The organism is Marinomonas arctica, assembly GCF_003259225.1.
Taxonomy (GTDB): Bacteria; Pseudomonadota; Gammaproteobacteria; order Pseudomonadales; family Marinomonadaceae; genus Marinomonas; species Marinomonas arctica.
The window spans coordinates 17,363-43,403 of sequence record NZ_QHJF01000034.1 but is presented as its reverse complement, the minus strand read 5'-3'; the positions used below and the strand labels follow the sequence as shown (position 1 = coordinate 43,403).

Here is a 26,041-nt window from a genome sequence, read left to right as displayed (position 1 = left end):
TCATTTTTATGATTTTGCCAGTTAGGCGGGGTTTTGCTATGTCCCAGTATGATGCGTTGTTCGAGCCACTTAACATTAATAAATTAACCATCCGCAATCGTATTGTCAGTACGGCTCATGCCGAGGTGTACGCCACTGATGGCGGCATGACGACAGATCGTTATGTGAAGTATTACGAAGAAAAAGCCAAAGGTGGCTGTGGTTTGTGTATTTGTGGCGGTTCCAGTGTGGTGTCCATCGACAGTCCGCAAAGCTGGTGGAGTTCGGTCAATTTATCGACAGATCGCATTATCCCTCATTTCCAAAATCTGGCCGATGCGGTGCATAAGCACGGCGGCAAGATCATGATTCAAATTACTCACATGGGTCGTCGTTCTCGCTGGGACGGTGAAAACTGGCCAAACTTAATGTCGCCTTCTGGCATTCGTGAACCGGTTCACCGTGCGACCTGTAAAACCATTGAAGTGGAAGAAATGTGGCGCATCATTGGGGATTTTGCCCAAGCGGCGCGTCGCGCTAAAGAAGGTGGTTTGGATGGCGTGGAACTGTCTGCGGTTCACCAGCATTTGATCGATCAGTTCTGGTCGCCACGAGTCAACAAACGTACCGATGAATGGGGCGGCACCTTTGAAGGTCGCATGAAGTTTGGTATGGAAGTACTAAAAGCGGTGCGCGCCGAAGTGGGGCCGGATTTTGTCGTGGGTATGCGTATTACCGGCGATGAGTTCCATCCCGATGGCTTGGGCCACGAAGAAATGAAGAAGATCGCACAGTATTATGACGCCACTGGCATGGTGGATTATTTTGGTGTGGTGGGTTCCGGTTGCGATACGCACAATACTTTGGCCAACGTGATTCCAAACATGAGCTACCCGCCAGAGCCTTTCCTTTATTTGGCAGCGGGCATTAAAGCAGTGGTGAATGTGCCGGTGATTCACGCGCAAAATATCAAAGATCCAAACCAAGCCAAACGTATTATTGAGGCGGGTTACGTGGATTTTGTCGGCATGACGCGCGCACATATTGCGGACCCGCACTTTATTGCCAAGATCAAAATGGATCAGGTGGATCAAATTCGCCAGTGTGTGGGCGCGAACTATTGTATCGATCGTCAGTATCAAGGTTTGGATGTTTTATGTATTCAAAACGCCGCGACATCGCGGGAATACATGGGCTTGCCACATATCATTGAAAAAACCACAGGCGTCATTCGTAACGTGGTTGTGGTTGGCGGTGGTCCTGGTGGATTGGAAGCCGCGCGTGTTGCCGCGGAGCGGGGTCATAAAGTGACCTTGATCGATAGAGCAGACGAGCTGGGTGGGCAGTTAGTGTTGGCCGCAAAAGCACCACAGCGTGATCAAATCGCGGGTATCACTCGTTGGTTGGTGATGGAAATCGAGCGCTTGGGCGTAGAGGTGCGTTTGGGCACAGCGGCCAGCGAAGAGATGATTAAAGCACTGAATCCAGACGTGTGCATTTTGGCAACGGGCGGTCGTCCTTTCTTAGAGCAAAACCCAGAATGGGGCGCGGCGGAAGGCTTAGTGGTGTCTACTTGGGATATTCTCAGTGGCAAGGTGGAACCGGGTAAAAACGTCTTGGTTTATGACACCATTTGCGAATTCTCTGGTATGTCGGCGGCGGACTATTTGGCGTCCAAAGGGTCATTGGTGGAATTGGTCACCGACGATATCAAACCTGGTGTCGGCATTGGTGGCACGACCTTCCCAACCTATTACCGCTCTTTGTACGAAAAAGAAGTCATCATGACCTCGGACATGCTGCTCGACAAGGTCTACCGCGAGGGCGATAAATTGGTTGCTGTGCTTGAGAACGAATACACCGCGCAAAAAGAAGAGCGGGTCGTGGATCAGATCGTGGTCGAAAACGGCACGCGTCCTAATGAAGATTTGTATTACGCTCTAAAACCAAGCTCGCTCAATAAAGGTCAAATTGATAACGACGCCTTGTTTGATATTAAACCGCAACCGGTTTTAGCAGAAGAGAAGGGCGCAGGCATGATCTTGTGGCGTTTAGGTGACAATGTGTCGCAGCGCAATGTTCACGCCGCCATGTATGATGCTTTGCGCCTTTGCAAAGACCTCTAAGCTAATGAAGGGGTTACGATGATGCTTGATTGGTTAGTCCCAACTTTAATAAGCGTTTTGCTGGTGCTTGCGGGTATTGGTGCGGTGCGTCGGATGAATATGTGGCGCGCAGGGCAGGCAGAAAAAGTTGACATGCTGGCGGGGCTGCTGGCCATGCCAAAACGCTATTTGCATGACCTTCATCATGTGGTGGATCGGGACAAATACATTTCCCGAACCCACGTGGCGACCGGTGGTGGTTTTGTATTGGCGATGGTGCTGGTGGTGTTTGTTCACCTATTTGGTGTCGACAGTAAGATTCTTGCGTGGGCTTTATTGGCGGCGTTGGTGATGATGTTTTGCGGCGCACTGTTTGTTTATAAGCGCCGTATCAATCCGCCTTCACGCCTGTCGAAAGGGCCGTGGATGCGTTTGCCAAAAAGTTTGCTGACTTTTTCGATTACTTTTTTTGTGCTGACTCTGCCTGCTGCGGGAGTGCTACCGGAGGGCTTTGGTGGTTGGCTGCTTACTTTAGTTTTGTCAGTTTTAATCTTAATGAGTCTCAGTGAAATGCTGTTCGGTATGACATGGGGTGGGCCGATGAAGCACGCGTTTGCGGGGGCGCTGCATCTTGCTTTTCATCGTCGTCCAGAGCGTTTTGGTGGCGGTCGCTCTACTGGGTTAAAACCAGTCGATTTTGGCGATGGCGTGAGTGTGAAAGAAGTGCTCGGCGTGGCGAAACCAACGGATTTCAAATGGAATCAGTTATTAGGTTTTGATGCCTGTGTGCAATGTGGTCGTTGCGAAGCGGTTTGCCCTGCATTCGCGGCGGGGCAGCCGCTAAACCCTAAAAAACTGATTCAAGATATGGTGGTGGGTTTTGCGGGTGGCACAGATGAAAACTACGCGGGCAGTCCGTATCCTGGTATTGACCTTGGTCACGCGAAAGGCGCGCCGAATCAGATTATTACCGATGGTTTGATTCATCCCGATACGCTGTGGTCTTGTACGACGTGTCGAGCGTGTGTGGAAGAATGCCCGATGATGATTGAGCATGTGGATGCGATTGTCGATATGCGCCGTTTCTTGACGCTGGAAAAAGGCAGCACACCAAACAAGGGTGCACAAGTCCTCGAAAATATTATCGCGACGGATAATCCGAATGGTTATGCGCCAGCGAGTCGAACTCACTGGGCGGCGGATCAGAACTTGCCTGTTATGAAAGACGTGAAACAAGCCGATGTGTTGTTTTGGGTCTCTGACGGTGCGTTTGATATGCGTAGCCAGCGGATTCTGCGTGCGTTTGTTAAATTGATGAAAGCCGCCAATGTGGACGTGGCGATTCTAGGAGACGAAGAATTAGACAGCGGTGATGTGGCCCGTCGTTTGGGCGATGATGCGACGTTTCAAAGCTTGGCGAAACGTAACTTGGCAACCTTGTCGACATATCAGTTCAATAAAATTGTCACCACCGATCCTCATGCTTTCCATTGTTTGAAAAACGAATACGGTGATTTTGGCTCTGATGCTCTACAGAACGTAGAAGTATTGCATCATACGACGTTTTTGAATCGCTTGGTGAAAGACGGCCTTTTGCAACTGGAACCCTTTAAAGGTGGCAAGGTAACCTATCACGATCCTTGTTATCTAGGGCGTTACAACGGGGAATACGAAGCGCCTCGTGAACTCTTGGCGAGCTTGGGTATTGATGTCGCTGAAATGGAGCGATCAAAATTCCGTTCTCGTTGCTGTGGTGGCGGTGGTGGTGCGCCGATTACGGACATTCCGGGCGAACGTCGTATTGCCGATATGCGCATGGAAGATGTTGTCAGCACTGGCGCCAGCATGGTGGCCGTTGGTTGCCAACAATGCACAGCGATGTTGGAAGGCGTGGTAGAGCCAAGACCTGTTGTAAAAGACATTGCTGAAATTTTAGCGGGACAGCTTATTGAGGAGACACACTGATGAGTGATTTTTCATCAACAGCGCGCTCGTTAAATAATGGGGTTCGTCGTGACCCAAGAAACGAATGGATTGCCCGTAATCGCTTGCACCCTTTGCACGACAGTGTGATGTCGGCCAGACAGGGGGAAGTGCGTGGACCATCGGGGTTATTGCGAAAGAATCCGCATATCATTGGCTTTATTGGTCCCAATGGCATCAAGCGAATTGATAGGGCGAATCTATCTTCTACAGAACTCAATAGTAAAAAACGCACCAGCGAGGCACAAGAAACACTGCTGCCGTTGCATATCGTCGAGAATCCAGATGGTTACATCATGGTGGTGGCGGATATGGTGGGTGGGCGTTTGACGCGTCACGACAAAGACATTTTAGGATTGGCGCATCAACTTGCGACTGAAAAAGCCGCCGTCGCCGTGGTGCTGGTGTGCTTTGGAGAGAATAAAGAGACACAATTTGATTTAGCGGGAGTGGATCGCTTGATTCATCTTGCCGGTCAGGAATTTAATGGCTTTGCACCAGAGGCAAGGCTAGCAGCACTGGAACAGATAGAAACGCAATTTTATCCAGATTATTGGTTGTTTCCAGACAGCGTGAACGGTGGGGCGGATTTGGCTTCCCGTTTGGCCGCCCGGTTAGGCGAACGACCCGCGACTCAAGCGTGGCAGGTGAATGGCACACAAACGATTTGTCGTGGTGCTTCGTCGAGTGTGGACATTAGCCGCGCAACACCACGTATTTTAATGCTACTCGAAGAATGTGCGGATGCCATTGATCGAACTCGCCATCAGGTCTTGCCATTGGCGCTTGATGTCAACGTGAATACGAAGCAACGTTTATTTGATCAAGGGCAGATCGCGGTGGATTCCAACGCAGTACCTTTAGCGGAAGCGGAATTTATCTTGTCAGCGGGCAACGGTATTCACAATTGGGACCAGTTCCATGCCGCTGCTGCTGCCCTGGGGGCAACGGAAGGTGCCAGTCGTGTTGCGGTGGACGACGGCTTTATGCCACGTTCCCGTCAAGTGGGAGCATCGGGAACCTGGGTGACGGCTCGAGTGTATGTGGCGGTAGGCATTTCGGGTGCCATTCAGCATATGCAAGGGATTGGGCAATGTGACAAGGTGGTGGCGATTAATACGGATGCTGGTTGTGACATGGTGAAACGCGCGGATTTGGCAGTCATTGCGGACAGTGAGGAAATATTAGCTGAGCTGACCAGACTGGCTCAGCAACACGCGTCACTTGCCAGCCTAGAGGAGAAAAGCGATGCAGCCTAATGTGAATGTGATTTCTTTGGTATCAGTAGGTCGCCATCCACAATCGGGTCGTGCTCGTCGAGCGGAGCAAGATGGCCGAGCAGTCGAGCTGGGGTTGAAATTAGCGGGAAAAAACTTAACCGTGGTACACGCAGGCAACCCCCAAGAGCCTGTACTTCGACAATATGCAGGCATGGGCTTGTCGTCCCTGACGGTACTGGAGCAAGCACAAGGTTGTGATGCATTACCGGCATTGGTAAGTTTTTTGACAGAAAACTCAGTCAATATTGTATTAACGGGCGTTCGTTCCGAGAACGGAGAGTCATCGGGTATGTTGCCTTATTTATTGGCTGATCAGCTTAATTGGCCCTTGGTGCCCAGAGTAGCGGATATTGTCAGTGTTTCTGCTGAGAGCGCCGAAGTGCTATTAGCGTTACCTCGTGGTCAGCGTCGGTCTGTGATCGTCACGCTGCCATTTATTGCCAGTGTCGATAATGCCGCTCAAGAAGCTCGTCAAACGGCCTTTGGGCCGGGACTAAGAGCAGACTTTCATGTACTGGCTATGGACACTGTGGTGGATGAGGCGGCACACCAATGGAAAATCACCGCCGCAAAACCTAGACCGAAACGCTTAAAAGTGGTTAAAGCGAAGACGGCGGCGGATCGAATGAAAGCCGCGACAGCAAAACCCGTGGGCAGTGGTGGTAAGATCATGAAGAATGAAACCCCAGAGGAAAAAGCCAAGGCCATATTTGATTTGCTACTCGAAGAAAAAGTGGTGCGTTAGGGGCTTATTTAGGTATAAGCTATATCTCGCTATGGTTATTGACTGAATAAAATAAAATGCTTGCTTATAGGTATGCAATATGATGATTGTAGATTTGGTCGACGAAGTCGATTTTAAAGAAAGACTCATCGCCCTTGGTGCGCCTGTCACCCAAGAGCAAAGCTTGGCAGAAGTCCAGACTGCTGTTTTAATATGGCTGCAAGCTTACCCAGAACAGATGCCTTTTGTAAAAGATCTTTGCAGCGATATGCAGAAAGTAAACACGACGGTTTTACCAGATGTTTCTAGTGTGATGGCGGCTTTTAGTCTTAAATTCAGATAATAAGAGCGAATAAAGCGTCTGTTTCAGTATGTCGATAACTGTCTTTTAATCAAGTCGAGAACCTAAGATGGATCTGAGTTTGATGGTAAGGTTTTCGACTTTATTCCCCATCTAAGTTACTACCAATACACAACGGCGATTTTTCTTTTTACGGGTGTTTTTTATCTTCCTTTTAGAGTGGTTTTTTATTTTTTTAAGATAATGCATTCCGCTCTTAGAAAAGTGACCATTTTTGCTTTTATTTTATTCTCTTATATTAATTATCTATGGTTTATAGGCTTGTAATACAGTATTTTAACTGTGTTTATGGATGATACAGCAAAGGCAGGGAGCGTGAGAAAGACATAATATAATTCGTTGTTCAGATAAGTATTTTAATCGTTGTTTTTATTATTTTGTAATGAACTTTTTTGAAGTTTCTTATTAATATCAGCGTTGTTATTAAATAATTTGGATGCATTCTATGAGAATAAAGACGAAGTTATTGATTGCTTTTTCAATCGCCACAGTACTGCCAGTCTTAGTGGTAAGTACGATTACGGCTTTTTTAGCGTCAGATCAAGCACTTAAAGGTTTTTCTAAAAACAGTGGTCAAACATTGACGGCGGTTGAGAAATCTTTTGATCAATTTATGAGTGACATAAAGTCGGTTGTAGGATTCATTGCTGACAGCGATCCTGTTACCGATCCTAATGCGATGCCATTAACGACGTATCATGAAAAGCAGGGCAAAGCCCCCAGTAGCGTTGCTAAGCAAAATGGTGGGCGCGAAGCTGACATTTTTAATCTGTTTGAGGCCATTGGTAAAAACAACCCAAATTATGTGTATGTTTACATGGGCGATGACGGTGATGGCTACCTAGAATGGCCTGGCACCTATGAGTACGCAGAGTGGTACCCTAAGCAACGTGGTTGGTACCCAAGAGCGATGGAAACCCCAGGCAAGGTGGCGTTGCGAGATGCTTATTATTGGGAGCCAGATGACGCTGTCTATGTGTCCGCTGTGAGTACTTATAATAAAGGCAATGCCATCGGTGGCGTTGTCGCGGTGGATGTGTCCATCAAAACCTTGACTGAAATGGCCAATAAAACCAAGTTGGGCAATTCCGGTAGTATCATGGTCGTTGAAAATTCAGGCACTATTTTGGTAGATGCACTGCATGCCGAGAACAATTTTAAGAAAATTGGTGAGGTTGCAGGGGAAGCGTATCAAAAAATTGCACAAACCTCAGAGGGGCTAATTCGTTTTACACTTGATGGTTCGGACTATTACGCCAACGTTTATACTTCGCCAAATCTTAAGTGGAAGTTTGTTGGCTTGATGCCAGCGTCTGAAATCTATGCCAGTACTATGGAATTGGTCAAAACCACGGCCATTGTTTGTATTTTGCTGTTAATGATGTTTGCTGTTGTTGCTTACTTGATGGCGAAAAGCTTGATTACCCCAATTGAATCAGTTTCCAGCCATTTGCGCGTTTTAGCTGAGGGTGAAGGGGATTTAACATCGAAAATTGACATACAAACCAACGATGAAACGGGCACTCTTTCTAATTGGTTCAATCAGTTTATTGAGTCTACTCGCGCATTGATTCTTGGGATTAAAAAATCCAGTATGCAAATTGATAAAATTGCCGCGGAAACGACTTCCAAAGCGAGTGACGTTGCAAAGGCTGCGACAGATCAATTACAGTCTATTGAGCTGATCGCAGAAGCGGGTCAACAAATGTTGATTGCGTCTAATGAAGCCGCAGAAAGTTGTGCGAATTCGGCTCAGTTCTCTGAGAAAGGTTTGGCAACCACGATAGCAGGCAAGAATCTTCTTAAGAACAGCGCGGAAGGGGTAAATCGTTTAGGCACGCGTTTAAAAGAGTCGAATCAGATCATCACCGAGCTGCAAAAAGAAACCACGAACATCAATCAAATTTTATCGACGATTCAAGCGATTGCGGAACAAACTAATCTGCTTGCCTTAAACGCGGCCATTGAAGCGGCTCGTGCAGGTGAACAAGGTCGTGGCTTTGCCGTAGTCGCGGACGAGGTGCGTACCTTGGCGGGACGAACACAGGAATCGACCGAACAGATTAGTCATATTTTAGGGTTGCTTGCTAGTCGAACCAAACAAGCGTCGGATTCTATGGTGACGAGTTTGGCTGAATCGGAAAGTGCTATTAGTTTGTCTGATCAAGCGCTTGATTCGTTTGAGCAGATTGAAGAAGTCGTCAAACAAATGCGTGATATGACCATGCAAACCGCAGCGTCTGCAGAAGAGCAGCGCGCTGTTACCGAAGGGGTGAATGACAATATCAATGCCATCAGTGAATCGGCCCATAGAGTATCGGGTATATCCGGAGACGTTGCTGAACTGTGTCGTAAACAAGACCAGCTAAGCAAAGAGCTGCATTCAATGGTGGTTCGTTTCCGCACTGAGTAATTGCGTACTGTTATAAAATGCGTTGTAAAACAAAAGCTGCCTAGGGTGGCTTTTGTTTTTTTATGTCCTTTTTTCTGTCGATTTAGGCATAAAAAGAGCAAGAAGTAATATTAAAATGAAGTGATAACGATTATCATACCCGCCTAATATTTCTTGTATAAGGTATTATCATGATTAAGTCGTTTGTGATGTGTGTATTTACTCTATGGGTAGGTTTGTCTTGGGCCAGTCAAGTGACGGTAAAAGATGTGCTTGACCGTGATGTGACGTTTAATTCGCCCGCCCAGCGAGTTATCGTGGGTTTTTATCCAGAAGATTATATGGCCATTGGTACGGAAGCGGCTTATGACAAGGTGGTTGCCATGTCTAAGTACATATGGGAAGCGCGCTCCGCTAGTTGGGAAATGTATGTGAAGCACCGTCCTTCATTACAAGATATTCCAGAAATTGGCCGTGTTGATACGCAAACCTTCTCGGTGGAAAAAGCCATTAGTTTAAATCCAGATGTGTTGATGTTAGCCGAATGGCAATTCAAAGGTTTGGGCTCGGATATTGAGCGTCTTGAAAATGCTGGCATCTCTGTTGTTGTGGTCGATTACAACGCTCAAACGGTGGAGCGACACATTAAAAGTACCGAGCTGATTGGTTTGATCACCGGACAAGAAGCGAGAGCCGCAAAGATTGCTGAAGAGTATAAGCAAACCGTAGAAAACATCAGTAAGCGTCTTGCCGCTGCCAATTTACCACAGCCAAAAGTGTATACGGAGTTTGGTGCATCGGGTGTGCAAGAGCTGGGTTATACCTTTGGTAAAAACATGTGGGGCGCGATTTCAACCATGGCGGGTGGCGATAATATTTCCGCACCATTTGTTGAATGGTGGGGGCAGTTGAACCCTGAGCAAGTTATTGCTTCGAATCCAGATGTGATCATTATCACTGGCTACGAGACAGGCAAGGGGACGGATTCTATGCTGATGGGACAAGGTGTTGACACCGCGGAAGCTCGTAAACGTTTGGCTGGGTATAAGGATCGCTTGGGTTGGTCTTCCATTTCGGCGGTGCAAAATAATCGTTTATTTGGTGCCTATCATGGCGCATGCCGTACTATTTTAGATGCTGCGATGATCGAGTTTTACGCAAAATCCATGTATCCAGATTTATTTTCCGATTTGAATCCTGAACAAGCCTACTTAGATTTTTACAAAAAATATTTACCTGTAACACCAAAAGGAACCTTTATGTTGTCGTTAGACAATTAATTTTTGAAATGAAAAAAGGGGCTTTCTATATTTGCCATAGAAAGCCCCTTTTTTGTGTTTTTAGGTGGTGTAATGTTAAAAACTACCTAAAGACATAGCGCGTAATTTGTTGATAGCGATCTTCTGGTGCTAACAAAATAGGCGGAAAATGAGACTGGTGAACCGCATCTGGCCAATGTTGTGCTTCTAGGGCAAGACCGGCGTACGCTGTCAGCCTGCCTGGGTTGATGTTGGATGCGGCACTGAGTTGAATGTGTCGTCCGTCATAGACCTGCAATCCTGGCTCGGTGGTTTGGTAATCTAGGGTGAGCCCGGTAATGGGCGCTTTGAGCGTCGCTACGGTTTGTAATGGGCGGTTGCAAAGCGAAAGGCAGAAATTCGTATCAAGCCCTGGGTAATCTTCACGGCCAATACGGCGTAACTGATTAAAATCAAAGGTGCTTCCTTCGGTAGGAGTGACTTCGCCGGTAGGAATCAGCTCGTTATCGACAGGTAAATAATGGTCGGCTTTGATGTGAAGTTGATGGTCCAGAATTGAGCCTGTGCCATCTAGGTTAAGATAGCTGTGACCTGCAAAGTTACAAATAGTTAAGCGATCTGTGGTCGCAGTAATGTCCATTTCTAAACTGTTATCGAGTAATTGATAGACAACATTAACCACCATGTTACCGGGATACCCCATTTCACCGTCGCTAAGTTGTGTCTGCAGTTGCACTCTATCATCGGCTTGCTCGACGACCGACCAATTTTTACTGCCTGTGCCTGCAGGACCACCATGTAAATGATGAGGTTCTGGTAATGTCAGTGGCAATTGGTAAGTTTTACCGTCGACGACAGCATGGCCTTTGGCGGTCCGATTGGCGACGCGTCCGACAACGGCTCCGAAATACTTGGCGTCACCAAGATAGTCGGATAGATTCGATGATCCTAAGACGAGCGAGTGCGCATACCCTTTTAGATAAATGGATTGAATACTGGCTCCTAAGGTTAAGATGTTGACCTTAAGTTGTGCGTTAGTAAGTGTAATGCACTGAACTTGGTTTAAGTCTGGCGCTAGGTTCATGGTAAAAGCTCTTTTATTGAAATAAACGGGAGCCGAAGCCCCCGTTAAGAATAAATTAGATATTTTCTAACAAGTCATTAACACGATATTGCGCTGTTTTTAGAGCATCGTCTATCGATTTGTCACTATTCACCGCAGAACCTAACTCTTCACCGATAATATCTTGGATGGCAAATTGACGTAATACCTCAGCCGGCAAGGCTTGTCCTGTTGTGGCCACTTTCGCAATATCACTGCGATGAGGTAAGGATTTGAATGCCTCACTGGTAATGACTTTTTTCACCGTTGGTAAGTGCCCTGTTCGAGACCATTCATAGTTGTTGTCATAGAAAAACTTAAACAGTTTCCCAATGGCGGCCATTTTTTCATCCGTTCGGTCCCCGCGAGGCACAACCCAACCGTGGCCATCCGCATAGGTCGCGTCTTTTTGTTGGAAAAATTGTGGCACAGGGAAAACACTGTAGCCATCAGACAAGGCATTATTCGGTTCTTTTGATTGCGCATCGTACGTGCCAATCAGCCACGTTCCATTCACCGCGATACCTCCGTCGCCATTGGCAAAAGCCGATACGGCTGCAGGGTAATCTAAATCTTGGGTGCTTAATCCCTTGTCTACAATGTCTTTCATTAAGGTAAGGGCGGCTTTGGCGTCGTTTCCGCTTAAGTCGATGCGATTTGGGTCATCAAAAAACTTACTGTCTTGTTGCATCATAAGTGTGTAAAAAATACGTGCGTAAGAGGCGGTTTCATTGGCTGAAATTTGCACTAGGAAAGGCTTATTCGTTGCACGCTTGAATTGCTCACCTTGGGCAAAAAGCGTATCGCTGCTGTTGGGCAATATGGGTTTACCATCCGCTGTCAGCAGATCTGCCTTTTTCATCAGGTTGTTGTTAACGTGAAAGAGCATGGTCCAGTTGTCAAAGGGCAGGGCGTACACTTTGTTCTCTTTTGTCACACTGGAGATAGCGGCATCGGTGAAATCGGATGCTTTGATATTTTGCCCTTTTAACACATCATCAAGCGGCACCAACAATCCACGAGATTGATAATCTGACATAGCAGAATAATGCATCGACACCACATCAGGGGCAGAGCGAGAGGCTAACTGTGCGTTTAACTGATCGTATCCTGGCCATTCTACGGTGGTGACATTGACCTTGATATCTGGGTTGTCTGCTTCGAATTTATTGACGAGCGTTGTAATAATGCCACACTCACCAACGGCAGCGGATATGTCGGTTGCCTTACCGTACTCTGCTTCGCAGGCACCAAAGAAGCGTTGTAACTCTATGGTGGTATTGGCATTGGCTAAGGGCGATAGCGCCAATAAGCTTATTGCTGTTGTTCCGAGAAGTAATCTTTTCATTATTTTTTTCTCCTAGGTTGTTATTGTTTGTTTTTTTACTTGTCATGGTGAGGGTTATTTCACGGCACCGCCAGAGACCGCCGTGACGATGTGGCGCTGGAAAAAGATATAGACGATCACCACAGGTAAAGAGGCAAAGACGGCTTGAGCGCCTAAAAACCCTAAGCCTTCTGACTGCGCAAAGTTGGTTTGTGAGGAGGCGATGCCTATGGTGAGTGTGTACATATCGGCTTTGGTCGCTGAGATGAGTGGCCACCAATAGTCATTCCAAGCTTGCAAAAAGGTGAAAATACCTAACGTTGCTTGGGCGGGCAGCGTCAGTGGCAGCAACACTTTCCAAAAAATACGAAAGGTGGAAGCGTTGTCGAGCATGGCGGCTTCGTCGATTTCTTTGGGGATGGCTCGGAAGAATTGCGTCATCAGAAAAACGCCAAACGCAGAAGACAAATTAGGCAATATTAAGCCTATGTGCGTGTTATGCAGATCAAACCAGTTGAACATTTGATGGCGTGCAATAATGACGGCTTGTTCTGGTACCGCTAAGCCAAATAATACAATGATGAACAATGTTTTGCGGAAGGGGAATTCCAGCCTTGCAAAGGCATAGCCAGCAAGAGAAGACAGCAGCAAGACGCCGATGGTTTGGCCGATCGCCACTATCATCGAATTTATAAACCAACCAAACACACTGGATGATTCCAGAATATTGGCGTAGTTCACCAAGGTATACGGCATAGCAAAAACGGCTTCGGTGCCTTTGAGCAATTCGGCGTTGTCTTTTAGAGACAAGCCGATAATCCACGCAACTGGTGCCATCATAATGACGCCAAGGACAGCCGCTATCCAAAACAGATGGCGGTTTGAGGTTAAATGCTCAGGAGAATAATTCATGGTTTTCATGCGTCTACCTCCTCTTTACGAGTGCTGATCCAATATTGCAGCATGGCGGCACATAGGATGATTAAAAACAGAATTTGTGATGCCGCAGCACCCATACCAATGTCCCAGCGTAAAAAACCTACTTCATAGATGTACATAACGATTGGGCGAGAGGAGCCCGCTGGACCACCATTGGTCATTAATTGAGCTTGACCAAACAACTGGAATTGCATGACCACTTGAATCACGGCAACCAGCATTATTGTCGACTTAATCGAAGGCAGTGTGATGCGCGTGAGGACGCGCCAGCGGGAGGCGTTGTCGAGAGCCGCAGCTTCATAAAGGTCTTTCGGTATTTGCTGTAATGCCGCCAAGAACAGCATCATGGGCAAACCGATACACCACCATACCGTTGCGACACCAACCGAAAATAACGACCAACCAGTGGTTGAGAGGAAACCAATGGGTTGCCAACCGAAATATTCAAAGATCAGCGCCATTAAGCCATCATTAGGAATAAAAACGATTCGCCAAATGAGCGTGACTATGGTGACCGATAAGATGGAAGAGGCAAAAAACAAACCTCGTAAGAAAGACGACCCTTTTGTGGTTTTGTTCAAAGCTAATGCCAGAAACAAACCTAACATGACCAAGGTCGGCACAGACACACCAACAAAAATGACGGTATTTTTTACCGCTTGAGCAAAAATCGGGTCGTTCAATACCCGCGCGTAGTTTTTTAAGCCAATAAAACGTTCGCCACCAAAAAGATCGACTTTATTGAGGGAAAGCCAAATCCCCCAGCCTAGTGGAAAAACGAGTAACGTTAAAAAAACGCTAAGATAGGGTACGACAAATAGGCCATTTGACCAGCGAGAACGACGATAGCTTTCTGCCATCTTACACCTCCCTTTGGCTGTGATGAGCCAAGCCATTACCGTCAAAAATATGCGCGGCATGGGGTGAAATAGACACTCTCACTGTTTCGCCTGCTTTTACTTTAGAGCGACCTGTATCTTCTGCAATAAGCTCTGTGCCATCCACTAAGGTGCCGTACAGTAGAGTACGATCCCCCAGCCGCTCGACAACCTTGATGGTTAGATCCAGTCCTTCTTCTTGTGGGGAAACAATGGCGGTGTCTTCTGCTCGAATACCGATTACGGCATCTTTGGCATTGAAATCCTGCGGCAGTGTGATCGCAGTAACGACTTTACCAGCGCCACTGACTTCTACGGTGACGCCATCCACTGTGTTTTCAATGTGGTTAATCGGCAACATAGACATAGGGGGAGAACCGACGAATTCGGCCACAAAACGACTGACGGGGTGTTGATATATTTCCATCGGTGTGCCGATTTGCTCGATTTTTTGCTTGTGCATGATGACAATACGATCGGCCAGTGTCATGGCTTCCACCTGATCGTGGGTAACAAAGATCATGGTCGAACCAAGGCGCTGATGGAGCTGCGCCAGTTCCAATCGTGTCCTGCCTCGTAAAGCGGCATCTAGGTTAGACAAGGGTTCATCAAACAGGAAGGCTTTTGGTTCTTTGACAATGGCACGGCCTATGGCAACACGTTGACGTTGACCGCCAGACAATCTTCCAGGCTTACGATCCAGTAAATGATCGATTTCGAGGATTTTTGCCGCGTCATTGACGCGACGGTCAATCTCGTCTTGCGCGACGTTTACGTTTTCGAGGCCAAATGACATGTTTTGACGGGTCGTCATGTGAGGGTAGAGCGCATAGGACTGAAACACCATAGCCACACCACGTTGACCAGATGGCAAGGTATCAATGCGTTTGTCGCCAATTTCAATGCTGCCTTCTGTGATGGATTCTAGCCCCGCAATCATGCGCAATAGGGTAGATTTTCCGCAACCAGAAGGACCAAGGAAGACAACAAATTCACCGTCTTCAATGTGCAAGTTGATGTCATCTAATACGGTTACGCTGTCATATCGCTTTGTTATATTTTTTATAGAGATAGATGCAGACATGGTTTCCTCTCTCAGCCAGTGTTAAACGGAAGAACTTGGGGGATTACACCCCAAGTCGAATCATGCGATAGCTCATAGGAGCAATGCTTGCCGTTAGTTTCTGCTGTGTCACAGCAGCACCTTGGCCGTCTTTTGGCGCGACGGGTTCTGCTTCTGGACCATTTTTGGCGTCGAGTGCATGACCTGACATGACTTTATCCATAATGATGCGTTGATGTGTGAAGCCTTGCAGAGATAGGTCTAACTCAATGCTTTCGTCAGGGTGGCGATTCACAATGAAGAAGGTCAATGCGCCGTCTTTATCGGACACTACTGCGGAAATATCCAAGTAAGCCACATTTTTAGCAAACTCTGTGTCATAGCTTGGAGAGTTCACCGCAAGATTTAGCGCTGTGCCACGACCATATTGAGATGCGTATAAATAGGGATAGTAAGTAGACTGGCGCCAAGCTGGGCCACCTTTAACGGTCATGATGGGCGCAATAACGTTCACTAATTGCGCCAAACAACCAATTTTTACCACGTCGCTGTGGCGGATAAAGGTATTCAGAATGCAGCCTACTTGTAGGGTGTCGGCAAAGTCGTAGATGTCTTCTAATAAAGCCGGGGCATGTGGCCAGCCGTCATTGCCGCCGAGAATTTTCTTGTCCTGCTCATTCGAGTGGTACCAGACGTTCCATTCATCAAAGGAAATATACACATCATGTTTGGAGCGTTTTTTGGCTTTCGTCGCTTTAATCACCGCGGCGATAGTGTCGATGTAGTTATCGAGTAGACAGGCTTTTGCTAAATAATTTGCCATGTTTTTTTCGTGATTATCGAAATACATGTGCAGGGAAATGTAGTCAACCGTGTCATAGGTATAATCCAGAACTGTGCTTTCCCATTCAGGATATGTCGCCATTTTAGGGGAAGACGAGCCACAAACGACCAACTCAATATTTTTATCAAAAGCGCGCATGGCTTTGGCCGTTTCAAAGGCGACCCGACCGTATTCCGCTGCGGTTTTTTGGCCGATTTGCCAAGGGCCATCCATTTCATTTCCAAGGCACCAGAGTTTGACATTCCAAGGTGCTTCGCGACCGTTTTGTTTGCGCAGGTCAGACCAATAGGAGCCACCGGGATGATTGACGTATTCTAGAAAAGCGCGGGCTTCGTCTAAGCCTCGTGAGCCAAGGTTCACCGCCAACATCATTTCAGTACCTGCTTGTTCAGCCCACTCGGCGAATTCATGGATACCAACCTCGTTGCTTTCGGACGTATGCCAAGCAAGGTCGAGACGAGTCGGGCGGTCTTCTTTTGGTCCAATGCCATCTTCCCAGTTGTAAGCAGAAACAAAGTTGCCACCGGGGTAGCGTGTCACGGGGACATCAATGTCTTTAATTAGCTCGATGACATCTTGGCGAAAGCCATGTTTGTCGGCGGTTTCATGGTCTGGTTCATAGATGCCACTGTAAACAGCGCGACCTAAGTGTTCGATGAAAGAGCCATAAAGACGAGGGTCTATTTTGGCAATCACATAATCTTTGTGTGCAGTTACGTTAGCGCGCATGCTTACTCCTTTTTTATTTTTGTAGGATATTCAGATTTATTAAATATCTGATTTTTTGTTTATTATCTGATTAGTGGATATTAAAAGCATGTTTGACCTGAGGTCAATCAATAAGACGTGTATTTTTTGTGCAATTAAATACCAAAATTGGTATGTTTGAGTGGAGGGTGTAACAAAAAAAGAACGAGGTAAGTATTTTAGTGATTGCTAAGGTATTAAAATATATGAATTTTTTGAATTACTATTTTTTGGGGCTGGCTTATGAATATCCACATCAGAAAATAAGATATTGTGTATGAGGTCAAGATTGAAGGCGTAAAATAATGTCTTGGTCATAATTGCCAAAGTGCTTGCCAAAAATATTAATTCCACCAGGATGCTCGGCGTCGTCAGGGACGGAAATTCGTACGCGAATAGACCTGTGTTCTTCCAAAGCTAGGTCTTTCAAACAAACATCTGAAACACGTACTCCATCAATATAAGTGCCATCATGAGTGACCCGAAAGCTTTTTAAATGGCCGTACTGGCTGCCAGCAAGCTTCCACCAATCTGGGGTATATTTGCCGCGATGATCGCCGTAATCGCCAGGTGCCGTCCAAATGGCTGCGGTTTTACCATTTAGGGAAATATGTATATCAGAAGGCCAGTTTTCTGAGGTGCCGGGTACTTCTGAAGACAATTCCATTACCAGCTCCAGTTCTTTTACTGTTTGGCCTGCAATGCGCGCGTTGTTGGGGAATTGATATTCCACATAACCTTTAGTGAACCATAATAAGCTGGCACGCATACGATCCGGTGAGAGATAAGTGTCTGGACTGTCTAAATACCCCACAATGCCGGAGTCAGAACACAGACCACAAGGCGCCATGACATCAAATTCAGAATACAAGCCAACCGGCATGGAGACTTCGATGACATTGCTTTGTTTTTGCTTGGTATGACTGAAGGATAAGACAATCTCTTCGTGGACTGCGCGGCAAATTTTTTGACTGCCTTTGCGGCCTTTTTGGCTTTCGGTGGTAATTAACCCTGCACTTTCAAGGGAGTTTAGATGGCTGGAGGTTGAGGATTGAGGTAATTCTAGGAAATCGGCAATGTCATTAACATTCATTGGGCCTTTTTCGTGCAGTAAGGACAAGATAGCCAATCTGGCTGGGGCTGCTAGGCTTTTTAATACATCGGACCCATCTTCAGGGGTAAGCAATAAGAACTTTTTACTCATCGTCATCTCCAGTTGAAGATGCATTTATATCGAGAATTGTGATCCTTATCAAGTTTTAATTGACATTCTCTCTTCAGTAAGAAGAGAGAATGTCAATATCCCCCCTTATTGTTATTTGCTAATGGTATAAGGCGTTAAAAGGCACCATAACCAAAGACGGAAACAAAATCAAAGCAATCAATAAGGCGAGTTGAGCCAGTAGAAAAGGAGCAATGCCTTTGGTTACTGCCCCCATGCTTGTGTTCCCAACACTGGATATTGCCGCTAATACTGTACCTACTGGCGGTGTAAGCAAGCCAATACTGAGATTGAGTACAAAGACGATCCCAAAGTAAACAGGGTCAATACCCGCGGCCGTAACAACAGGCATGAGAACCGGAGTCAAAATTAAAATGACTGGCGCAAGATCCATTGTCATACCAATGATTAGGACTAACACGTTGATGATGATCATGAGCGTGGTGGGGTCGTCTTTCCATTGTTGCAGTAATTCGGATACCGCGCCGGGTATATCAGCCATGGTGATCATCCAAGCGGCAATAGACGATGCTGCGACAAGGAACATGATAATGCTCGTGAGTGTTGCACAGTTGACTAATACACCGAAAAGACGTTTTGGAGTGAGTTCACGGTAAACAAAAGTACCAATAAACAGGGCATAAAAAGCCGCTACGGCCCCCGCCTCAGTTGGGGTGAAAATACCAAAACGTAGACCAACGACAATAATGACCGGTAGGATGAGTGCCCATAACGCATTTTTTAATGCGGTTAACCGCTCACTAAGACTGGCTTTTTCTAATAGCTTAATGTCTTCTTTGCGCGTTACGTACCACCAGACAAAAATAAGCAAAACACCCATCATAAGTCCTGGCGCTAAGCCTGCAATAAAAAGCTGTGAAATAGATACACCGCTGGTGACGCCAAATAAAATAAGCGGGATGCTGGGCGGTAAAATGGGCGCAATAATGCCGCTAGACGCAATAAGCCCGCAGGATCGGTTATGGTCATATCCCGCTTTGGTCATCAGGGGGATTAATATGGCACCAAGGGCAACAGTATCGGCAACCGCAGAGCCAGACAAAGAGGCAAACAGTATTGCTGCTACAATAGTGACATAGCCCATGCCACCTTTTTTGTGACCAAGCATCGACATGCCCAAATCAATAATTCGGCGAGTAATACCGCCCGCATTCATTAACTCCCCCGCCAGTATGAAAAAGGGAATGGCCATTAGCGAAAAGTTGTTACTGCCACTGACTAGATTTTCTGCAATTAATTGGCTGTTAAATATGCCCATATAAAACATCAACGCCATGCCTGTCATGATAAGTGCAAAAGCGATAGGCATACCGACAATAATGGCCGCAAATAATGCGCCAGCAAAAATGACCAACTCCATTATGCTTCTCCTTCTTGATGATTTTTATTCTTGTTGAGAGCATTTTGTTGTTCATTTTCAAATAAACGTTTAATGCCAAAGACAATGAATAAACACATGCAAATGCCCATACCCATCGAGCCTGCATAGAGTAACCACAACGGCATATTGGTTGCGGGTCCCAGCGTGTTTATATTGATATGCAGCAATTGCCAGCTACCGTCTATGAGTAACCATAATGCGTAAAGCATTAGGGCGGCTGAAATCAGCTGTAATGAAACTCTTAGCCATTTGAATGGTAGGAGTTTGATGAATACATCAACGTTCAAATGTTGATTTAGCTTCATGGCTCGTGTTGTGCCAAGAAAAATCATAAAAACAAATAAATAGCGTGACATTTCTTCTGACCAAGTGATACCAGAGTCAAACAAATAACGCAGAATAACGTTCGAAAAAACGAGACAAGACATAACGGTTAAACAACTCGCCATGCCGATTCCAAGTAGTAAGTCTACAGAGCGAGACAGCTTTTTAATCATGATGATGCTCTTAGTTAGTTAAGCCGTGTAGTAAATAGAGTAAGGCAGATTCTTATGTAAAAAGAGGGCTTAATAAGGCCCTCTTGGTTATTTTTTATTTTTCGCCAGCAGCAATGATTTCTTTCACAATGTCGCGAGCATCCGGATGCAAAGTGTAATAATTTTCATAAGCAGACTCTTCTGCCTTGATTAAGGCATCGTGAAAGGCTTTATCTGGTACAGTAATTTTAACGCCATCTTGTTCAAGTTTGGCTTTGTTCTCACTCTCTTGTTTGATCAACAAGCTCCACTCTTGTTTTGCGGCATTTTGCGCGGCAGTAGAGACAACTTGTTGTTGCTCTTTGGTTAGCGAGTTCCAAAAGTTGTTGTTCATTAAGTACAAATTCGGTGTGAACACATGGTTAGTTTCTGTGATGTATTTCACGATTTCATACCATTTCGATGCAACGATATTTGGGTAAGGGTTCTCTACACCATCGACAACACCTTGCTCTAAGGCGCTAAATACATCGGAAATAGGTAACGGCGTAATGTTCGCACCGAGGTTTTTGCCTATTTCTATCATGCTAGAAATCCCTGGGAAGCGAAGGCGTAAGCCTTGGAAGTCATCCATAGACGAAATTTCTCGGTTACTGGCGACAACACGAAACCCTTGTACACCGTAAGCAAGAAAATGAAGCCCTGTATTGGTATCCATATCATTGACCAATTTTTGGCCGATATCGCTGTTTAATGCGTTTTGGGCATGTTCGTAGTTTTTAAATAGGAAAGGCAGTTGAATAATCCCCACATTTTGCACTTCCTTATCCATGATAGTACCGAGAATTGCCATGTTTACTGTACCGCCTCGCACAGAGTTATAAAGCTTTTCTTCTGCGCCTAAAACGCCATTACTAAACACTTTGACCTTTAACTCTCCCTTGCTTAAGCTCTCGACTTCATTTTTAAAAGTCTCTTTTAAGGCGATGCTGTTAGGGTGAGTATCAGGGAAAAAGTTAGCTACCGTAATCATTTTCGCGGCGTAAGCGGCAGGTGTGACGGCAAGGGCTGATGAGATAGTCAGAGCGGCAAGGGTTTTGCGTGTGAACATGGTCTTCTCCTGTATACGCTTCGAGCGTAGATTATTTTTATTGTGCTAAGAAATATTGTGCTATTTGCTGCGTATAATGCAGCGTGCAATCGTGTACTTTTCTAGAATTCTGGGTTCGGGTGAGAACCCTAATCCAAAGGCGTCTCCAAGATCATAAGTCGCAGGGCATTCATTGAGTGGGTGAAGATGATCACCTAATTCAATAAAAGGAATTTCTAATGAAGTCTCAGGCATGTTGGCTGCGATAAAATGGGCAGTAGCAACCATACCCGCGCCATAATAAAAGCAATGTGGAACCACTTTTACCTGATGATACTCGGCGCGTTTGCAAACATCGTACATACCTGTAATACCGCCTATTTTGCTAACGCTTGGTTGTGCAATATCAATCGCTCCCGTTGTAAATAACTGCTCAAACCCTTCTGGACCTGAGGCGTTTTCGCCCGCAGAGATGGGAACACCAATCTGGCGAATAGCCGCTAGTTGAGCGCAATTCTCTGGTGGCCAAACGGGTTCTTCTATCCAGCTAAGGTTAAGCGATTTTAACTCTGTGACTTTGCGAGTAGCGTCGGCGAGATTCCAAGGACAATTTACGTCCACCATTAGCTCTATGTCGTCAGGTAACGCGTTACGGGCCGCTTCAATAGCGGCATAAGTTGTCTCGTGCAGTTTGATTTTTTTGAAGCCTGCATTGGCGGTGCGAAGGACATTGTCACGAACTTTTGCAGGTTCGTTTCCGTAGCTTACTAAACTGGCGTAAAGACTAATCTTACCTGTGGTGCCGCCGAGAAATTTATACAGGGGTTGTTTGGCTTGCTGTGCTTTTAAGTCCCAAATAGCAATATCGACGGCAGACAGAGCGTAGAGCATGGGGCCAGAACCACCAAAGCTGTGTAAAGCACGTTTTGCGGCATACAAATCTTTTTCGTAATTCGCCACGTCTTTACCAAGAAACATGGGTGCAACAAGGTGCTCCAAAGCCGCATAGGTTACGATGTTGGAGGCATGTCCGAAAGCCTCGCCCCAGCCAATTAGCCCTGTATCGGTTGCCACTTCAACAAGAAGCGATTCCATTTTATCTATGTTAGGAGAGGCGCCGTTGAATTTGTCTTCCTCTTTAACCGGAGTGGTTTTTCTTGTTCCGGCAGTAAAGGGAATAGCGATTCGCCTGACTGTTATTTTTGTAATTTTCATGGCTAAGAAAATCTCTTTTAATGAGCTTTAATTTTTTTGATGTAGTACATCATACAACTAACTTTTTATTGGTCAAGAGATATGATGACTATTTTTATTTTCAGACCTAATAACGTTTTCTCTTGTTCTTATGCTGTCTTTATCTCAGGAAATATGATTTTTATGATCAAATGATCCTTCTGTTTTTTAATTTTCCGTATTCCTATCACATGTTGTATGATGACTTTTTGGGTTGTTAGGAATAATAAAAATGCAAGATGATCCTTCATCGACTGTAACTTCTTCTGTTGAGTCTCATCGAGAACACAAGCCACAACGCAATTTGGCACAAAAACTGGTTCAAGAAATATTGCATAAAATAGACAATAAAGAATGGAGCCCCGGTGACAAACTGCCCAAAGAGGCAGACATAATGCAAACGCATGGCGTGAGCCGAACGGTTGTGCGAGAGGCGTTACAACGGCTTCAAGCATCTGGGCACGTAGAAACCAAACACGGTATTGGTACTTTTATTTTGCAGAGTAAAGGGCAGGGTCCAATGGACTTGTCTTTTGATTATGTGAACGATGCGGTAGAGATTTTGGAATTACGCATTGGTTTGGAGGTGGAGATTGCGGGTTTAGCGGCATTGCGACGCAGTGACGAACAGCTAGTAGAAATACGCAAAGCGCTGGATGCCTTACGCGCGATAGATCGAAATGGACATGTGTCGGATGCTGGTTTAGCGGATTTTAATTTTCATTTATTAATCGCCAAATCAGCAGGTAATCACTACTTTGTTGATATTATGAAACACATGGAAAACAGTCTTGTTCCACGCAAACGTATTGATGTAGCTCATGTCAATCATGAACATGAAGAAGTGTATGCGGCGATCGAGCGTGGCGATTCGTACGCCGCACGTGCTGCGATGCGTTTGCATTTAACAAACAGTCGAGAGCGCTTTTTAAAACTTGCGAGAAAGTGATCCTCAGTAAAGGGGATCGCTTTCTCATTTTTGTTAAAGACTTATTAGGGTTAAGCCAGTGGTCCACCAACGATGGTGGAGCGTAGGCCTGCAATAATGTTTTCTCCCGTTTCGCGTCTTAGTTCGTCGTACCAAGCTTGGGTCTCTTGCATGTCTTTACCGTGGGTAACGTCGCAGCGTTTACGGGCTTTTAAAACGAGGTCTTTGACACGGAAGCGACGTGCTTCTTCATAGTGTTTCAAAGCCTCAATTACCCCAGGCAATGTTTTTGTTTTGTCTGACCAGAATTGTTCTCTAAAACACTGACCAAGGACAACGGCGTCTTCTAGTGCCGAGCAACCACCTTGTCCAATGTCTGGGGTGGTGCTGTGAGCGGCATCGCCAAGAAGGGCAATGTTGCCTTTTACCAAGGTATCAAATGGCTCGATGTCGTGAATTTCAATACGGTTTGTGGTGTCAGGATCAATGGCCGCAATCAGTTTTTGAACGGGTTCTGCCCAACCAGCAAAGTAACGGGTGAGATCCGCCACCACAGTGCTTCTATCTTCTGCTAGCCCTTTTGGTAATGGCACATCAAAGAAGAAATAAAAGCGACCATCAGCAATCGGCATAATGGAAACGCGTTTGCCTTCGCCAACGAACGTCGTCCATTGGTCAGCTGGTGCGATGCTTTCGTCTATTTCTACCAAACCGTTCCAATTCACATAGCCTGCATAACGGCGTTCAGTTTGATAGCCGATCACATCAGCGCGAACCGCTGAGTGTGTGCCGTCGGCGGCAATCATAAAGTCACCAACGGCGTGGGTGCCATCGGTAAAATACGCCGTGACGCCTGTGTCGGTTTGATCTACTTTTTCTATGCGTTTGCCAAATTGGATGGTCTCGCGCCCCCACCAATCGACCATTTGGCTCTGTAGGTCGGCGCGTGATACCGGGCAAGGGCGCTCACCCACGGCGTCAACCAATGGCGCAAGACTAAACTGTGTCATCACGCTGCCAGTGAAGCCATCGTGGTAAGCCATGTGGTGCATGGGCCCACCGAGTTCGTCCATGATGCTGCCCATACCTAGATGGTTCATGCATTTTACGCCGTTAGACCAAATAGAGAGTGCCGCACCAACGGGCTTGATTTCTTTTACAGCTTCAAAAATCTCGCATTCAATGCCTTGTTGTTTTAGTGCTGCTGCCGCAGATAGGCCGCCGATGCCGGCGCCGATAATAAGTGCTTTCATCTCATTCTCCTTTAATCTTGCGCTTTGTTTGAGCTGTCTTGGCGCATTTTTAATCTTTGATTAAAGAAGTAATTGGCAATAAATATGCCATGAAACAAATGAGTCTAAATTTTATTTCATGAAACCATTGTTTTAGGGCGATTGATTATTATGAGAGTCGAGTCAAAGAAGAAGGGGCCGATTTTCTTCTTTGACCGATGAGACAGAATGTGTTTTATCTTGGTGCGATTCTTATAAGAGCTGCGCTATTCTGGCTCGCTCAGCCGTTTGTGATGGCTGCTTTAGCGAGAACTAGCTGCCACGATAAGTGCTATAGGAATAAGGCGAAACAAGCAGAGGAATATGGTAGTGGGCGTTTTCATCACTGATGCCAAAACGAATCACCACGGTATTCAAAAAGTTAGGGGTTGTGGTCTCGCCGTCGCTACGAAGGTCGCTGGCGTTAAAATACTCATCTATGGCAAATTCCAGTTCATATACGCCCACAGAGAAGTCGTCGGCTTGCAGTAAGGGCTGATCACAGCGTCCATCGTTATTGGACAGCGTGCTGTGAATCCGTTGTCGTTGACCGTCAGCAGTATGTTTATAAAGGTGTATTTTGACACCGGCTGCCGCGATGCCTTTTGTGGTGTCTAGAATATGCGTGGTTAAGTATCCCATTGTTTTTCCTTAACGGTTTTTTTTAAATGATGGCTTTATCTTGCCTGTTTTTTGCAAGCAGTACAGTAGTAAGTGAAAAGTGCCTGAAAATATTGTTTCATAGACTTCAATATTTGTGCCATGTGTTTCTGTGGCGAAGAGGTTTTGTTTGTCAGTGCGATTTTTGTCGAATTGTTGGAATTTGGAGTCTTTTTATGCACGACCCGTTAGCGACTTTTAGTCATTTAAATGAAGCGGATTTTATCGCGTTATTCAGCCGTATTTATGAGCACTCTACTTGGGTGGCAGAAGAACTGTGGCGTCAAAAAGCCGCGCATCCTAGTGAGTATTTTGACAGTATCGATAAGATACAAACAGCCATGGCCAATATCGTAGAGCACAGTAGCGATGAGCAAAAATTGATCTTGTTACGCGCTCACCCTGATTTGGCCGGTAAGGCCGCACTGGCGGGTGAGTTGACGCAAGAATCTTCTTCTGAACAAGCAGGTGCAGGCTTAGACCAATGTACAGAGGAAGAGCTGGCGCACTTCTTACAGCTGAACGATACTTATCGAGAGAAGTTTGGCTTTCCTTTCATCATGGCCGTGAAAGGCGCGACCAAGGCGCAAATACTGACTGGATTTGAAACCAGAACGCCCAATGACTGGCAAACCGAGTTTGACCGCGCCATGAGTGAAGTGCATAAGATCGCGGGGTTTAGATTGGCGGATTTGTAAAACCGCTTTCCGTGATTGATATAAAAAAAACCACCATCGACCTATGAGCATCGATGGTGGTTTTTATTGTGCAGTAGG

At 46.0% G+C, this 26,041-nt stretch carries 22 protein-coding genes; 9 read left to right on the top strand and 13 right to left on the bottom strand.

Annotated features, from left to right (window positions below; translation table 11 throughout):
* Window positions 1-38: 38 nt before the first annotated feature.
* The 7 genes from dgcA (at window position 39) to DK187_RS18250 (ending at window position 10,104) form a co-directional block, all read left to right on the top strand.
* Window positions 39-2,105: a dimethylglycine demethylation protein DgcA gene (gene dgcA / locus DK187_RS18280; RefSeq protein ID WP_111608767.1), complete on the top strand. Its 2,067-nt coding sequence runs from the start codon at window positions 39-41 to the stop codon at window positions 2,103-2,105.
* 18 nt (window positions 2,106-2,123) lie between these two features.
* The gene (locus tag DK187_RS18275; protein ID WP_269808143.1) at window positions 2,124-4,049 is read left to right on the top strand and encodes a (Fe-S)-binding protein; all 1,926 of its coding nucleotides are present in this window, start codon (window positions 2,124-2,126) and stop codon (window positions 4,047-4,049) included.
* Window positions 4,049-5,326, top strand: coding sequence for an electron transfer flavoprotein subunit alpha (etfA, locus tag DK187_RS18270; RefSeq protein ID WP_111608766.1), 1,278 nt, complete (start codon window positions 4,049-4,051; stop codon window positions 5,324-5,326). Before DK187_RS18275 ends, etfA begins: the two co-directional genes overlap by 1 nt.
* Window positions 5,316-6,092 (top strand): electron transfer flavoprotein subunit beta, encoded by a 777-nt coding sequence (gene etfB / locus DK187_RS18265; protein WP_111608765.1) that lies wholly within the window; start codon window positions 5,316-5,318, stop codon window positions 6,090-6,092. Before etfA ends, etfB begins: the two co-directional genes overlap by 11 nt.
* A gap of 79 nt (window positions 6,093-6,171) precedes the next feature.
* A complete protein-coding gene (locus DK187_RS18260) occupies window positions 6,172-6,414 on the top strand; it encodes a hypothetical protein (RefSeq protein WP_111608764.1) in 243 nt (80 codons plus the stop codon).
* A 463-nt stretch (window positions 6,415-6,877) separates the two neighbouring features.
* Complete coding sequence (locus tag DK187_RS18255) at window positions 6,878-8,845, top strand: methyl-accepting chemotaxis protein (RefSeq protein ID WP_111608763.1); 1,968 nt, start codon at window positions 6,878-6,880, stop codon at window positions 8,843-8,845.
* Window positions 8,846-9,015: 170 nt separating this feature from the next.
* Window positions 9,016-10,104, top strand: a complete 1,089-nt coding sequence (locus tag DK187_RS18250; protein WP_111608762.1) for an ABC transporter substrate-binding protein — start codon at window positions 9,016-9,018, stop codon at window positions 10,102-10,104.
* Between the two features lie 82 nt (window positions 10,105-10,186).
* On the opposite strand, the gene DK187_RS18245 is transcribed toward DK187_RS18250, so the two are convergent.
* From DK187_RS18245 to DK187_RS18195, 11 genes are all read right to left on the bottom strand, one after another.
* Window positions 10,187-11,167, bottom strand: coding sequence for an aldose epimerase family protein (locus DK187_RS18245; RefSeq protein WP_111608761.1), 981 nt, complete (start codon window positions 11,165-11,167; stop codon window positions 10,187-10,189).
* 55 nt (window positions 11,168-11,222) lie between these two features.
* Window positions 11,223-12,533, bottom strand: coding sequence for an ABC transporter substrate-binding protein (locus tag DK187_RS18240; protein WP_111608760.1), 1,311 nt, complete (start codon window positions 12,531-12,533; stop codon window positions 11,223-11,225).
* A 54-nt stretch (window positions 12,534-12,587) separates the two neighbouring features.
* Complete coding sequence (locus DK187_RS18235; protein WP_111608759.1) at window positions 12,588-13,433, bottom strand: carbohydrate ABC transporter permease; 846 nt, start codon at window positions 13,431-13,433, stop codon at window positions 12,588-12,590.
* Window positions 13,430-14,311 carry a carbohydrate ABC transporter permease gene (locus DK187_RS18230; RefSeq protein WP_111608758.1) on the bottom strand — a complete coding sequence of 294 codons (882 nt, stop codon included), beginning with the start codon at window positions 14,309-14,311 and terminating at the stop codon, window positions 13,430-13,432. Before DK187_RS18230 ends, DK187_RS18235 begins: the two co-directional genes overlap by 4 nt.
* 1 nt (window position 14,312) lies before the next feature.
* Window positions 14,313-15,413: an ABC transporter ATP-binding protein gene (locus DK187_RS18225; RefSeq protein ID WP_111608757.1), complete on the bottom strand. Its 1,101-nt coding sequence runs from the start codon at window positions 15,411-15,413 to the stop codon at window positions 14,313-14,315.
* Between the two features lie 43 nt (window positions 15,414-15,456).
* Window positions 15,457-16,965: an arabinosylfuranosidase ArfA gene (gene arfA / locus DK187_RS18220; protein WP_111608756.1), complete on the bottom strand. Its 1,509-nt coding sequence runs from the start codon at window positions 16,963-16,965 to the stop codon at window positions 15,457-15,459.
* 301 nt (window positions 16,966-17,266) lie between these two features.
* Window positions 17,267-18,187: an ArsR/SmtB family transcription factor gene (locus tag DK187_RS18215; protein WP_111608755.1), complete on the bottom strand. Its 921-nt coding sequence runs from the start codon at window positions 18,185-18,187 to the stop codon at window positions 17,267-17,269.
* Between the two features lie 118 nt (window positions 18,188-18,305).
* Window positions 18,306-19,586 carry a TRAP transporter large permease gene (locus tag DK187_RS18210; RefSeq protein ID WP_111608754.1) on the bottom strand — a complete coding sequence of 427 codons (1,281 nt, stop codon included), beginning with the start codon at window positions 19,584-19,586 and terminating at the stop codon, window positions 18,306-18,308.
* The gene (locus tag DK187_RS18205; protein WP_111608753.1) at window positions 19,586-20,104 is read right to left on the bottom strand and encodes a TRAP transporter small permease; all 519 of its coding nucleotides are present in this window, start codon (window positions 20,102-20,104) and stop codon (window positions 19,586-19,588) included. Before DK187_RS18205 ends, DK187_RS18210 begins: the two co-directional genes overlap by 1 nt.
* 94 nt (window positions 20,105-20,198) lie before the next feature.
* A complete protein-coding gene (locus tag DK187_RS18200) occupies window positions 20,199-21,194 on the bottom strand; it encodes a TRAP transporter substrate-binding protein (protein ID WP_111608752.1) in 996 nt (331 codons plus the stop codon).
* Window positions 21,195-21,254: 60 nt separating this feature from the next.
* Window positions 21,255-22,388, bottom strand: a complete 1,134-nt coding sequence (locus DK187_RS18195) for a mandelate racemase/muconate lactonizing enzyme family protein (protein ID WP_111608751.1) — start codon at window positions 22,386-22,388, stop codon at window positions 21,255-21,257.
* A gap of 250 nt (window positions 22,389-22,638) precedes the next feature.
* On the opposite strand from DK187_RS18195, the gene DK187_RS18190 reads away from it, so the two are divergent.
* Window positions 22,639-23,355 carry a FadR/GntR family transcriptional regulator gene (locus DK187_RS18190; protein ID WP_111608750.1) on the top strand — a complete coding sequence of 239 codons (717 nt, stop codon included), beginning with the start codon at window positions 22,639-22,641 and terminating at the stop codon, window positions 23,353-23,355.
* Between the two features lie 50 nt (window positions 23,356-23,405).
* Here the strand turns inward: DK187_RS18190 and hpxO are convergent, their stop codons facing one another.
* Both hpxO and uraH read right to left on the bottom strand, forming a co-directional pair.
* Entirely contained in the window at window positions 23,406-24,587 is a 1,182-nt protein-coding gene (hpxO, locus tag DK187_RS18185; RefSeq protein WP_111608749.1) for an FAD-dependent urate hydroxylase HpxO, read from the bottom strand.
* Window positions 24,588-24,878: 291 nt separating this feature from the next.
* A complete protein-coding gene (gene uraH / locus DK187_RS18180) occupies window positions 24,879-25,247 on the bottom strand; it encodes a hydroxyisourate hydrolase (protein WP_111608748.1) in 369 nt (122 codons plus the stop codon).
* Window positions 25,248-25,441: 194 nt separating this feature from the next.
* Between uraH and uraD the strand changes: the two genes are divergently transcribed.
* Window positions 25,442-25,963, top strand: a complete 522-nt coding sequence (gene uraD / locus DK187_RS18175) for a 2-oxo-4-hydroxy-4-carboxy-5-ureidoimidazoline decarboxylase (protein ID WP_111608747.1) — start codon at window positions 25,442-25,444, stop codon at window positions 25,961-25,963.
* The last annotated feature ends 78 nt before the right edge of the window (window positions 25,964-26,041 follow it).

Coding starts and splice junctions, on each gene's coding strand:
- dgcA (WP_111608767.1), top strand. CDS start 39: ATGTCCCAGTATGATGCGTTGTTCGAGCCACTTAACATTAATAAATTA.
- DK187_RS18275 (WP_269808143.1), top strand. CDS start 2,124: ATGATGCTTGATTGGTTAGTCCCAACTTTAATAAGCGTTTTGCTGGTG.
- etfA (WP_111608766.1), top strand. CDS start 4,049: ATGAGTGATTTTTCATCAACAGCGCGCTCGTTAAATAATGGGGTTCGT.
- etfB (WP_111608765.1), top strand. CDS start 5,316: ATGCAGCCTAATGTGAATGTGATTTCTTTGGTATCAGTAGGTCGCCAT.
- DK187_RS18260 (WP_111608764.1), top strand. CDS start 6,172: ATGATGATTGTAGATTTGGTCGACGAAGTCGATTTTAAAGAAAGACTC.
- DK187_RS18255 (WP_111608763.1), top strand. CDS start 6,878: ATGAGAATAAAGACGAAGTTATTGATTGCTTTTTCAATCGCCACAGTA.
- DK187_RS18250 (WP_111608762.1), top strand. CDS start 9,016: ATGATTAAGTCGTTTGTGATGTGTGTATTTACTCTATGGGTAGGTTTG.
- DK187_RS18245 (WP_111608761.1), bottom strand. CDS start 11,167: ATGAACCTAGCGCCAGACTTAAACCAAGTTCAGTGCATTACACTTACT.
- DK187_RS18240 (WP_111608760.1), bottom strand. CDS start 12,533: ATGAAAAGATTACTTCTCGGAACAACAGCAATAAGCTTATTGGCGCTA.
- DK187_RS18235 (WP_111608759.1), bottom strand. CDS start 13,433: ATGAAAACCATGAATTATTCTCCTGAGCATTTAACCTCAAACCGCCAT.
- DK187_RS18230 (WP_111608758.1), bottom strand. CDS start 14,311: ATGGCAGAAAGCTATCGTCGTTCTCGCTGGTCAAATGGCCTATTTGTC.
- DK187_RS18225 (WP_111608757.1), bottom strand. CDS start 15,413: ATGTCTGCATCTATCTCTATAAAAAATATAACAAAGCGATATGACAGC.
- arfA (WP_111608756.1), bottom strand. CDS start 16,965: ATGCGCGCTAACGTAACTGCACACAAAGATTATGTGATTGCCAAAATA.
- DK187_RS18215 (WP_111608755.1), bottom strand. CDS start 18,187: ATGAGTAAAAAGTTCTTATTGCTTACCCCTGAAGATGGGTCCGATGTA.
- DK187_RS18210 (WP_111608754.1), bottom strand. CDS start 19,586: ATGGAGTTGGTCATTTTTGCTGGCGCATTATTTGCGGCCATTATTGTC.
- DK187_RS18205 (WP_111608753.1), bottom strand. CDS start 20,104: ATGATTAAAAAGCTGTCTCGCTCTGTAGACTTACTACTTGGAATCGGC.
- DK187_RS18200 (WP_111608752.1), bottom strand. CDS start 21,194: ATGTTCACACGCAAAACCCTTGCCGCTCTGACTATCTCATCAGCCCTT.
- DK187_RS18195 (WP_111608751.1), bottom strand. CDS start 22,388: ATGAAAATTACAAAAATAACAGTCAGGCGAATCGCTATTCCCTTTACT.
- DK187_RS18190 (WP_111608750.1), top strand. CDS start 22,639: ATGCAAGATGATCCTTCATCGACTGTAACTTCTTCTGTTGAGTCTCAT.
- hpxO (WP_111608749.1), bottom strand. CDS start 24,587: ATGAAAGCACTTATTATCGGCGCCGGCATCGGCGGCCTATCTGCGGCA.
- uraH (WP_111608748.1), bottom strand. CDS start 25,247: ATGGGATACTTAACCACGCATATTCTAGACACCACAAAAGGCATCGCG.
- uraD (WP_111608747.1), top strand. CDS start 25,442: ATGCACGACCCGTTAGCGACTTTTAGTCATTTAAATGAAGCGGATTTT.